Consider the following 11,887-nt stretch of genomic DNA (forward strand, 5'->3'; position numbering starts at 1 on the left):
CTTGCGCCAGATGGAAAGGATGCGGGTGGCCTATCTGCCCGCATTCGTCTTTCTGGAAGAAAGTTGTGTCGGAACGACAGTCCTATACAGCCAGTTCTAAAAAATGATCAAATCCAGTCGCCAAACAGGATGAATTTCACGCATCTTTGGGCTATGCCCGAGTCGAAGCAGGGATTCACACCCCTCAAAGTTATTTGCCTTGTTAACTAATTACGATTGTGCATTACTCATCTGGCAAGACTCAACTTGGGAGACATGACATGGCCGCAAACGCCACCGAGCTGAAGAAACTTCTGAAAGACCCGTCGCTGGTCGAAACCCGCGCCTATGTGAATGGCGAATGGGTGGATGCCAAAGACGGCGCGACGTTCGACGTCACCAACCCTGCGCGCGGCAACGTGATTGCCCAAGTGGCAGATTTGTCGCGTGAAGAAGTGGCCGTGGCCATCGAAGCTGCCGACAAAGCGGGTCGCGAATGGGCCAAGCGCACTGCCAAGGACCGCGCCAACATCATGCGCAAGTGGTTTGAACTGATGATGGAAAATCAGGGCGATCTGGCGATCATCCTGACCGCAGAAATGGGCAAACCCTTGGCCGAAGCCATGGGTGAAATTGCCTATGGCGCCAGCTTCATCGAATGGTTCGGCGAAGAAGCCAAACGCATTTATGGTGAAACCATCCCTGGCCACCAGCCCGACAAGCGCTTGATGGTAATCCGCCAGCCGATCGGCGTTGTCGCCTCGATCACGCCGTGGAACTTCCCGAACGCGATGATCACCCGCAAATGTGGCCCTGCGATCGCTGCGGGTTGTGGATTTGTTGGTCGCCCGGCCGAATTGACGCCGCTATCCGCAACCGCTCTGGCCGTATTGGCCGAACGCGCAGGCATCCCCGCAGGCGTCTTTAACGTCGTTCCAAGCTCGAACGCATCCGAGATCGGGAAAGAGTTCTGCGAAAACACTCTGGTACGCAAACTGACCTTCACCGGCTCGACAAATGTGGGCCGTATCCTGCTGCGTCAGGCCGCGGATCAGGTCCTGAAATGCTCGATGGAATTGGGCGGCAACGCGCCCTTCATCGTCTTTGACGACGCCGATCTGGACGCTGCCGTCGAAGGCGCGATTGCCTGTAAGTTCCGCAACAACGGCCAGACCTGCGTCTGCGCCAACCGGATCTATGTGCAGGAAGGCGTCTATGACGAATTCGCCAAACGCTTCGCCAAAGCTGTTTCCGCCCTGCCCGTCGGCGACGGTTTGAACGAAGGTATCGCGCTTGGTCCGCTGATCTCGGACGCCGCAGTTAAGAAAGTGCGCGAGCATGTAGCCGACGCGACATCGAAGGGTGGCGAGGTGATCCTTGGCGGCAAAGAGCACGAGATGGGCGGGTTGTTCTTCGAACCAACCATCATCACCAACGCGACCCGCGACATGGACGTCGCCACGGACGAGACCTTCGGCCCGATGGCGCCGCTGTTTAAGTTCAAGGATGAAGATGACGTAATCGAGCAGGCCAATGACACGATCTTTGGTCTGGCTTCGTACTTCTATGCCAACAACCTAAGCCGCGTTTACAAAGTAGCGGAGGCGCTGGAATACGGCATCGTCGGCGTGAACACGGGCATCATCTCGACCGAGACTGCACCGTTCGGCGGTGTGAAACAGTCGGGCCTTGGCCGCGAAGGCTCGCGCCACGGGATCGAGGACTTCCTCGAGATGAAATACATCTGCATGTCGGTCTGATTTCGACCTGCATTCAGGAAAGGGAGGGGTTCGCCCCTCCCTTTTGCGTTTCAATTGTCATGTTTCTTTAACAAAACTGTCAAACTCGCATTACACCCATCGCGATGATGTCCGGGACCAAACTGACAGGAGCATCCCATGCTGCATCGCACCCTTTGCCTGACCTCTGCCATTGCGCTTTGCGCGGGCACCGCACAGGCTGAGAAGAACTTTAACCGTATCGCCTCTTTCCCTGTCGTCATGAACATGGCTGAAGGCGAAGACACCAAACGCGAAACCAGCCCCGAGATCATCGACGTCACCGCCGACGGCATGACGCTGGTTTACACCGATAGCCCGCTGGGCGTTTTGGGCCGCATCGACATTACTGACCCTGCCAACCCAAAACCATTGGGCAATATCACACTGCCAGGCGAGCCAACCTCGGTCGCCGTGATCGGGCAAACCGCGTTTGTTGGTGTGAACACCTCGGAAAGCTACACCGCGCCGTCGGGTATGTTGAACGCCATCGACGTGGCGTCAGGTGAAGTGCTGGCATCCTGCGATCTGGGCGGTCAGCCTGACAGTGTCGCCAAGGCAAAAGACGGCAGCTTCATCGCCGTCGCCATCGAAAACGAACGTGACGAAGACTTGAATGACGGCATTATCCCGCAAGGTCCGGCTGGCGATCTGGTTCTGGCGTCACTGAAAAACGGCATGCTGGATTGTGGCGGCATCACCCGCGTCGACCTGACCGGTCTGGCCGAAGTGGCCCCGTCTGACCCCGAGCCCGAATTCGTCGACATCAACGCTGAAGGCGAGATCGTCGTCACCATGCAGGAAAACAACCACATCGCGGTTGTCTCGAAAGATGGTGAGCTGCTGAGCCACTTCTCGGCCGGGGCAGTTGATCTGGAAGGCATCGACGCAACGGATGAGCGCGGCGCGCTGATCTTCACCGAAAGCCAGCAGGGTCGCAAACGCGAGCCCGACGCAGTGAAATGGCTGGATAATGACCACTTCGCAACCGCCAACGAAGGCGATTACGAGGGCGGGTCACGCGGTTGGACGATCTTCCATCAAGACGGCACCGTTGTGTACGAAAACGGCACCGATTTCGAGCGCGCCATCGTGCAGATCGGCCATTATCCTGACAAGCGATCGGATGCCAAAGGCGTCGAGCCCGAAAGCGTGACCGCTGCCACTTATGGCGACATGGACCTGGCCTTTGTCGGGTCCGAGCGCGGCTCGATCGTGGGCGTCTATGACGTCGCAGATCTGGCCAATCCGGTATTGAAACAGCTGCTGCCCTCGGGCGTTGGGCCGGAAGGCTATGTGACCATCCCAGAACGCAACCTGTTGGTGTCGGCCAACGAATCAGATCTGATTGAAGATGGCGGCGCGCGTGCGCATGTCATGGTCTACGAGCTTCAGGACGCCCCTGCCAGCTATCCAATGCTGACCTCGGCTGGCGCGGACGAACTGATCGGCTGGGGCGCTATTTCGGGCATGGTTTCTGACGAAGGCGGCATTGTCTGGGCAGTTTCGGACAGCTTCTATGGCTTCCAGCCCTCGATCTTCAAGATCGACACAAACACCACCCCTGCCCGCATCACTGACGTGATCCGCATCACCCGCAACGGCGCGCCTGCGCAAAAGCTGGACCTTGAAGGCATCACGCTGGACGGCAAAGGTGGCTTCTACGTCGCCTCGGAAGGTCGCACCGAACGCCTGATCCCGCACGCGATCTATCACGTGCAGGCAGACGGCTCGATCAAGAACCTGAAGGGCGAGATCGGCATCCCGCCGGAGCTTGCCGCGGTCGAGAAACGCTTTGGCTTTGAGGGCATCACCAAGGTGGGCGACACCCTGTGGATGGCCGTGCAGCGCGAATGGAATGACGACCCGAAGAACCACGTGAAGCTGGTCGCCTATAACCTTGAGACCAAGGAATGGGGCGCCGTGCACTATCCCAAAGCCGAGCCAGCCACCGGTTGGGTTGGACTGTCGGAAATCGTGGCCCACGGCGATTACTTCTATGTGGTCGAGCGCGACAACCAGCACGACCACCGCGCCGTGACCAAAAAGATCTATCGCATTCCGGCTGCTGACATGGTCCCTGCGTACCTTGGCGGTGAGCTTCCGGTCGTTTCCAAAGAAGAAGTGCGCGACCTGTTGCCCGACCTGACCGCGACCGGAGGCTACGTTCTGGACAAGATCGAAGGTCTGGCCATCGCGGCTGATGGCACCGCTTGGGTGTCGACCGACAATGACGGTGTAGACGACCATTCCGGCGAGACGATGTTCTTCAACATCGGCAAGATCGACGATGCCAAGGTGAACTGATCAACACCTCAAATCTGGTATGTAAGAGGGGGCTTTGGTCCCCTCTTATTTTTTGTTTGCCCGCTTCCAAGGATTGACCTTTGAGGCGCGTCTTACTCTATGTGAAGATGATGACGCATCAGGACGAGGAACTGGCCGCAGCGGCGGCGACAGGGGACAGGGCTGCTTTTGCTGCCTTGCTGTCGCGCCATTATGATCGGCTGTTCGCTTTCACGTTTCGCTTGACGGGCAACCGTGCCGATGCCGAGGATCTGACACAGGATATTTGCGCAGCCCTGCCAGCAAAACTGCAAGGATTTCGCGGGGATGCGCGGTTCACCACTTGGCTGTATCGCGTCGCCGTGAACGCCGCCCATGATCGCCGCCGCCGCAGTGCCACACGCGCGAAAGCAGCCGATGGTTGGGGCGATTGGGAAGTGAACCGGCGCGAAGCCATCCGCGAGGACGCCGAGGCGCAGGATTGGCTTACCCAAGCCATGGCCGCCTTGCCCGAGGACCTGCGCGACACTGTTGCACTGGTTCTGGGCGAAGACCTGACGCAGGCTGAAGCCGGGCAAATTCTGGGCCTGTCAGAAGGCACGATTGCCTGGCGCATGTCCGAAGTAAAGAACCGCCTGCGAGCCATGCGGGCCGAGGAGGACGCGATATGAGCGATGATCTGGACGATCTGAAAGCCGCCCTGCGCGCGGCCCCGCCCACCCCGGACGCCTCGCAAAAAGAGGCCGATCTGGCGCTGGCCATGAAAAACTTCGACAACCTCCAAGGATCGCGGTCTGACGCACGTCCTATTTCCGAGGCCCCAACGTTTGGGGTGATTGGAAAAGGAGTTTCGAAAATGTTGAGTGCTTTGAACACACGCGGTGGGCTAACCGCCACCACGGCGATGGTTGCCGTTGGTTTTACGGTTTTGGTGATGGTGCCGAATGTCGATCAGGTGGAAATGCCGGACGTGACAGTGATCCCTGCACAGCCCGTGGACGATACGTTGGTCGATCAAGGGATTGTCGCGACGCCTGCCCCAAAAACGTTGGGCAAAGTCGCCGATCATACTGCGCGCACCCGCATAGACAGCTCTTCTGAATTGCGCGCGCAAGCCGGGCAACCCGCCCCGCCTGTCGTTGCGGAACCTTTGATGGAGGCCGATGCGTCGTCATTTGCGGATTCGGACCGCATGATCTTTGAAGAGGAAATATCGATCTTGCCGATGCCCGGTGACGCGGGCGGCGAAGAATACGCCAACGAAGCCCCCTCGCCCCTAAAAATCACGTCGGAAGAGCCAGTCTCGACCTTCTCTATCGACGTGGACACGGCCAGCTATGCAGTTGTTCGGCGTGATCTGAAATCGGGCTATATGCCGAACCCCGACGCGGTGCGGATCGAGGAAATGGTGAACTATTTCCCCTACGCCTACCCCGCCCCCGACGGCCCGCATCCCTTTGCGCCGACCGTCACGACGATGCAAACCCCGTGGAACGCCGGAACGCAGTTGGTACAGATCGGCATTCAAGGGCAAGAGGTCACCGAACGCCCGCCCCTGAATCTCGTCTTCCTGATCGACACATCCGGGTCGATGTCAGACGCCGACAAGCTGCCGCTCTTGAAGCAAAGCCTGCGTCTGATGCTGTCCGAACTGCGCCCCGAGGACGAGGTCGCAATCGTAGCCTATGCGGGCAGCGCGGGTCAGGTGCTTGAGCCGACGAAAGCCGCCGAGCGCACGAAAATCCTGTCCGCCTTGGACCGCTTGGGGGCCGGAGGCTCAACCGCGGGCGCGGAAGGGATCGCGCTGGCCTATCAGGTGGCTGAACAGATGTATGACGACGGCGATGTGGGGCGGGTGCTTCTGGCCACCGATGGCGATTTCAACGTGGGCATTCATGACCCCGAACAGTTGAAGGATTTCATCGAGAAGAAACGCGACAGCGGCACCTATCTTTCCGTCCTCGGCTTTGGGCGCGACAATCTGGATGACGCGACGATGCAGGCGCTAGCACAGAACGGCAATGGTCAGGCGGCTTATATAGACACGCTTGGGGAAGCGCGAAAAGTGCTGGTGGACCAGCTGTCCGGCGCGTTGTTCCCGCTAGCGAATGATGTAAAAATTCAAGTCGAGTTCAATCCCGCTCAAGTCGCTGAATACCGCCTGATCGGCTATGAAACCCGCGCCTTGGCGCGCGAGGATTTCAACAACGACAAGGTTGATGCAGGCGAGATTGGGGCCGGTCACCAAGTCACCGCAATTTACGAGGTGACGCCCGTCGGGTCGGACGCCGTACTGACCGACGCGTTGCGCTATGCGCCCGCGCCGGATGCCACAGACAGTGACGAACTGGGCTTCCTGAAGCTGCGCTATAAACAGCCGGGTGAAGATACCAGCACGCTGATCGAAACACCGATTGTCGCAGGCGCGTTTGATGCGAACCCAGAGCAAAGGTTTGCGGCCGCCATCGCAGGCTTTGGCCAATTGCTGCGCGAGGATAAGTATCTGGGCGACTGGAGCTATGCTGACGCGATCGCCTTGGCCAATGGTGCCAAAGGCGACGACCCCTATGGCTATCGCGCCGAGGCCGTCACCTTGATACGCCTTGCGGAAAGCCTGTCCAAGTAAGGGTGCTTGGCATCCAACGCGAGGGGGCTTCGGCTCCCTCGTGTCTTTTTACGGATCAGGGTTCTTTGACTTGCGCCCAGATCTTGGCCAGATCAGCTCAATCACTGTCGCAACGCCAATGGAATACACAAGTACGGTGAGGATCATACTCCATCCCTGCGACACGCCTAGTGCGTTTAACAGGAAATCCAAGCTGAAAGGCTCGATCACGCGAAGAAAATCTAGAGTGATAAGCGGAAGCGAAATGCACACAGCAACCATGCCTATCACTGCGTCGCGCAGTTTTCTGTCTTCGTTTGGATTTGTGCTCAACTTCTGTGACCTAGCTCAAGTTCATTTGCGAACGATCAGCGCCCATACACCACAAAAAACCATTGCTGGCATCCAAGCAAGTTTCAGGAGCAAAGGCGCGACACTCTTGACCCTCCCCCTCCCCCACCCTACTTTCCTCGACGCTGCCCCAACCGGGGCAGTGACATTCTCAGGGCGGGGCGGAATTCCCCACCGGCGGTAAAGGAGCGTTATGCGTTTCAAGCCCGCGAGCGGCCCCCTTTGGGGGGTGACAGCAGATCTGGTGCGACTCCAGAGCCGACGGTTACAGTCCGGATGGAAGAGAATGGGTTAGGGTACACGGGATCCGTGTGCCCTGTCCTTCTGCCTTGGGTCATTGCGTAAGGAAGAAAGGACAACTCGCATGACTCAGTCAACTTATCTTACTCAACCTGCCCGCGCGGCGGGGCTTATGGTTTTGGCAGGCGCTACATTTGCGCTGGTCAATACCGGGTTGCAATCGGCAACCATGGGCAAGGGCGCGTCGGCCCCTGCCGTAACCTTCTGGCAATATCTGATTGCGCTTGGTTTTTACCTACCATGGGTGTTTCGCCACCGCGCGGCGGTGATGAAAACCGGGCAGGTGTGGCTACACGTGCTGCGGGTCGCCTTGGCAGCGGGTGGCGTACAGCTTTGGACGCTGGGACTGGCCCATGTGCCGATCTGGCAGGCGATAGCGCTGATCCTGCTGTCACCGTTCTTTGTGACACTCGGCGCGGGGCTGGTCTTGCGCGAGCATGTGTCCATCCATCGTTGGGGCGCCGTTGTTCTGGGCATCATCGGCGGGGCGATCATATTGGAACCGTGGTCGGATCGCTTCCAACTGGCCGCCCTTCTTCCAGTGGGGGCAGCCGCACTGTGGGCGGCAAGCTCGGTCGTGACGAAATTCCTGACCCATCGCGACAGCACCGAAACGATCACCATTTACCTGCTGCTGCTGCTCAGCCCGATCAACGCGGGTCTGGCGCTTGGCACCGGGTTCGCCCTGCCCCCGAACGCCATATGGCTGGTGGTCGGCGCCGGGCTTCTGACGGCCTTTGCCCAACACGTGCTCGCCCGCGCCTATGCGATGGCGGATGCGGCGTTCCTTCAACCATTTGACCACCTGAAACTGGTGTTCAACGTGCTGCTGGGGTTCGCCGTCTTTGGCTTCCTGCCCACCGGGTCCATGTGGGTCGGTACGGCGGTCATTCTGGCGGCCAGCTTCTGGTTGTTGGAACAGGAACGACGCCAAGCGACCTGATACAAAAAGGGCGCGGAAAGCTCCGCGCCCTTCGGTACATCTGAGGTGTCAGATCAGGCTTCGATGGCCTTGGCTTCGACGTCATTCTTACCAGCAATCTCGATCCGACGCGGTTTCAGCGCCTCTGGCACTTCGCGGATCAGGTCGATATGCAGCATGCCGTTCTCATGGGTCGCGCCCGAGACACGGACGTGATCGGCCAGATGGAAGCGACGTTCGAACGCACGTGTCGCGATGCCACGGTGCAGATAGGTGCGTTCGTCCTCCGCGGCTTTCTTGGCCGAGACGAACAACGCTTTGTCACGCAGCTCGACCGACAGTTCGTCTTCGGTGAACCCAGCCACAGCAACCGAGATGCGCCAAGCGTCTTCGTCGGTTTTCTCGATATTATACGGGGGATAGCTGTCGCGGCTGACATCATTGGTCAGAACCCGGTCCATCAGGTCTGCAATCTGGTCAAAGCCAACGGTGGCACGGTACAGGGGCGACATATCAAAATTACGCATTGGGTGTCCTTTCACAAAGCGACATATGTGGGGCCTTCCCATAGGGGACAGGCGATCTACGGACCCGCCCGGCGGCATCCGTGGAATAGAGATATGTAAGGTTTTGGCGGGTTCAAGACCTTAAGGTTTAACAAACCGCGCGCCCGATCCGCTGCGATCCCCTACGCCGATACGGCGCGATTCAACCGGCGCGCCGCCGACCACGCCCCGCCCCGCACGCAGCGCCTGTTTGACCTCGGCCAGACGTGCAGGCAGCATCATACCAAGCCCGGCTTTCTTCCCACGATATTTGGTCACGGCGGACACCACAGACACGATCCGCGGCCGTCGCCCCGAGGTATTGAACACCGGTGCGCCCGAGGATCCGAAATAGATATCGCAGTCAAACACGATCAGGTCACGGTCGCGGTCGATCACCGAACAGCGACCCTCGCGGGACAAAGCCTCGGCCCGGCCGCGCGCATAGCTGACGATTGAAATCTGGCTTTCGTTGCGTGCCAGGCTTTCGACGGCGAACGGGGCCGCCGTGGCGGTCGAGATCGGAGATTTCAGGACGACCAGCCCGATGTCGTATTGGATGTTGCGGAAATCCGGGTTCGGACCGGTGTCGTATTTCGGATGCATCACGGCCAGTTTCGCAGCGCTGGCCTCGACAAACTCTCCGTCCCGCAGACCTGCAAAGAAACGCACACCGTCCAGCGATCCCTTCGCCACTGCGTCCTCGATGCAATGAGCTGCCGTCAGAACCAAATCGCTGGCAATCAAAGCGCCCGAGCAGAAACCGCCGGGCATATCCAACCGCCCAACCGCTTCGAACCCCAGAAGGTCGCTGCGCAGGGTCAGGCGCTTCATCCCGCTACTCTCCTGTGCAGTGGCAGGTTGGGTCGCGAACAACAAGAGGGTCAGAAGGGCACGAATATACTTCATAGAATCTGATGGTTACGGACGCACGAACTTCGCCCCTCCGGGGCCCGCTGCACCCGTTCCGAACTGACGCACCTTCGGGGTATTTACCGCTTCAACCCGCGTGAATACGCCGTCATCATTCGCCAACATCTCGTACATTTCGGCAAGAGGGGTTTCCAAGTCCGTCCCCAAAGACACCGGAATATCGCGCACCGACGCCTTGGCCGAGATCACCGACACGATGCGCGGTTCTCCGTCCTCAAGCACGAAGACCGGCGCGCCAGACGATCCGAAATCCACCGTGCAGCTGAGTACCAAAGACCCGCTTTGGCGCGCCAGCACCTTACAGGTTTCCTGAATGGCCGGGCTGTCGGTGCGGTCGTGCGCGTAAGACACGACGCCGACCTCGGCCCCTTTGCGCGGGCGCGAGAAAGTCTTGAACGGCTTAACCGATATGTTGCGGATAGGTGTGTCCAACTCAAGCAGCGCCAGATCTTTGGCGATGTACTTGGCATTCTTGTTCGGATCGAACTTGTAATCTGGGTGCACTACGGCGCGCCGCACCCCACGATAGGCCGTCGCCCGCCCGCCGCGCCAACCAGCCAGGAACTGGATCTCGGACAGTTTGAACCGCTCACCGCTGTCGCGATCATACAGGCAATGCGCCGCCGTCAGAACAAGGTTTTCGTCGATCAGTGACCCAGTGCAAAAGCTGCCCCGGCCCACGTCCACACGCCCCACACCTTCCCAGCCCTTGCTGTCATCCCCTGTCATCAGGGTGCGCAACGGCGAAGGGTCGGAAGCCCCCAACGGCCCGGCCAGCCACACGGCTGCCACCAAAAGTGTAATAACTCGCTTCATGCTCAACTGCCTTATCGGGGCGGTTAATCCACCCTCTGACACATATTTAAGGCGAAAAAAGGGGCAAGCAAAAGGTATTTTAGGTCTGCGCGGACAATTTCCGAGGCTTCGGCCCGCCGGTGGCCCAATCCAACAGCTCGACCGTATGCACCACGGGGATACCAGTGCCCGACCCGATTTGCATCATACAACCAATATTGCCCGCCGCGATGATCTGTGGCGTTTTGGCTTCCAGATTGGCCACTTTGCGCTTCTTCAGTTCTTTCGAGATCTCGGGCTGCATCAGGTTATACGTCCCAGCTGAGCCGCAGCAGAGATGCGGATCGGCAGGTTCAACGACCTCGAACCCAGCTTGTTTCAACAGGGTTTTCGGGTGGGTTTTCACCTGCTGGCCGTGCTGCAAGCTGCACGCCGAGTGATAGGCCACGCGCTGACCCATTTCCGCCGCAGGTACATCCAGCGTCATCAACAATTCGCTTATGTCCATCGCCATGCCGGACACCGCTGCCGCGTCGTCCGCCAGCGGATCATTTCGGAACATGAAGCCGTAATCCTTCACCGTGGTGCCGCAACCAGAGGTGTTGATCACAATCGCGTCCAGCCCATCGCCGCGTTTCTCGCGCATCCATGCGTTGATGTTTGCTGCTGCCTGTCGGTGGCTTTCGGTTTCTTTACCCATGTGGTGGGTCAGCGCGCCACAACAGCCCATCCCCTTGGCCACGACCACTTCGCAGCCCAGACGGGTCAGCAGGCGAATGGTGGCATCGTTGATATCCGTATCCAGTGCCTTCTGCGCACAGCCCGTCAGCAGGGCCACTCGTTTCTTACGTTCGCCCTTAGCGGGGAATACCTGCGGCGCGTCATTGGCAGATTTACGCGGCAGTTTCGGCGGTGCCATCTCTAACATCGCCTCAAGCCGGGGATCGGGCATGAATTTACACAAAGGTCGCGCCAGTCTTGCACCCTGCATCGCTAGCCGGAAGCGCCCCGGATAGGGGATCACCTGCGCCAACGTCCAACGCAAGAGCCGGTCAAGCAAGGGCCGCTTATAGGTCTTTTCGATATGCGCGCGGGCGTGGTCGATCAGATGCATGTAATGTACGCCCGACGGGCAGGTCGACATGCAGGCCAGACAGGACAGGCATTTGTCCACATGCTCGACCGTTTTCTTGTCGGCGGGGCGTCCTGCTTCCAGCATATCCTTGATCAGATAAATCCGGCCACGCGGGCTGTCTAACTCGTCCCCCAGCACCTGATAGCTGGGGCAGGTCGCGGTGCAAAACCCGCAATGGACGCAGGACCGCAAGATCTCGTTCGCGCGGGTGATGGCGGGGTCTTTCAGCTGCTCGGGCGTGAAATGGGTCTGCATGAC

The 11,887-nt window shown here is 59.1% G+C and carries 9 protein-coding genes and 1 riboswitch; of the genes, 5 read left to right on the forward strand and 4 right to left on the reverse strand.

Annotated features, from left to right (window positions below):
• Positions 1–260: 260 nt before the first annotated feature.
• The 5 genes from ACXAH3_RS10685 (at position 261) to ACXAH3_RS10705 (ending at position 8,242) form a co-directional block, all read left to right on the forward strand.
• Complete coding sequence (locus ACXAH3_RS10685; RefSeq protein WP_474862069.1) at positions 261–1,739, forward strand: NAD-dependent succinate-semialdehyde dehydrogenase; 1,479 nt, start codon at positions 261–263, stop codon at positions 1,737–1,739.
• Positions 1,740–1,877: 138 nt separating this feature from the next.
• On the forward strand, positions 1,878–4,064 hold the full coding sequence (locus ACXAH3_RS10690; protein ID WP_474862070.1) for an esterase-like activity of phytase family protein: 2,187 nt from the start codon (positions 1,878–1,880) through the stop codon (positions 4,062–4,064).
• 110 nt (positions 4,065–4,174) lie between these two features.
• Positions 4,175–4,714: an RNA polymerase sigma factor gene (locus tag ACXAH3_RS10695; RefSeq protein ID WP_474862320.1), complete on the forward strand. Its 540-nt coding sequence runs from the start codon at positions 4,175–4,177 to the stop codon at positions 4,712–4,714.
• Positions 4,711–6,669, forward strand: a complete 1,959-nt coding sequence (locus tag ACXAH3_RS10700; RefSeq protein WP_474862071.1) for a vWA domain-containing protein — start codon at positions 4,711–4,713, stop codon at positions 6,667–6,669. The genes ACXAH3_RS10695 and ACXAH3_RS10700 overlap by 4 nt, the downstream gene beginning before the upstream one ends.
• Positions 6,670–7,142: 473 nt before the next feature.
• Positions 7,143–7,291: riboswitch (FMN riboswitch) on the forward strand.
• A 72-nt stretch (positions 7,292–7,363) separates the two neighbouring features.
• Positions 7,364–8,242, forward strand: a complete 879-nt coding sequence (locus ACXAH3_RS10705) for a DMT family transporter (protein WP_474862072.1) — start codon at positions 7,364–7,366, stop codon at positions 8,240–8,242.
• 53 nt (positions 8,243–8,295) lie between these two features.
• Here ACXAH3_RS10705 and ACXAH3_RS10710 read toward each other — a convergent pair whose 3' ends face one another.
• The 4 genes from ACXAH3_RS10710 to glcF form a co-directional block, all read right to left on the reverse strand.
• Positions 8,296–8,748 (reverse strand): Hsp20 family protein, encoded by a 453-nt coding sequence (locus ACXAH3_RS10710; RefSeq protein ID WP_474862073.1) that lies wholly within the window; start codon positions 8,746–8,748, stop codon positions 8,296–8,298.
• Between the two features lie 120 nt (positions 8,749–8,868).
• Positions 8,869–9,675 (reverse strand): trypsin-like serine peptidase, encoded by an 807-nt coding sequence (locus tag ACXAH3_RS10715; protein ID WP_474862074.1) that lies wholly within the window; start codon positions 9,673–9,675, stop codon positions 8,869–8,871.
• 12 nt (positions 9,676–9,687) lie between these two features.
• Complete coding sequence (locus ACXAH3_RS10720; RefSeq protein WP_474862075.1) at positions 9,688–10,515, reverse strand: trypsin-like serine peptidase; 828 nt, start codon at positions 10,513–10,515, stop codon at positions 9,688–9,690.
• A 79-nt stretch (positions 10,516–10,594) separates the two neighbouring features.
• Entirely contained in the window at positions 10,595–11,884 is a 1,290-nt protein-coding gene (gene glcF, locus ACXAH3_RS10725; protein ID WP_474862076.1) for a glycolate oxidase subunit GlcF, read from the reverse strand.
• Between the last annotated feature and the right edge of the window lie 3 nt (positions 11,885–11,887).

Source organism: Aliiroseovarius sp. ABM4_368 (assembly GCF_056161205.1).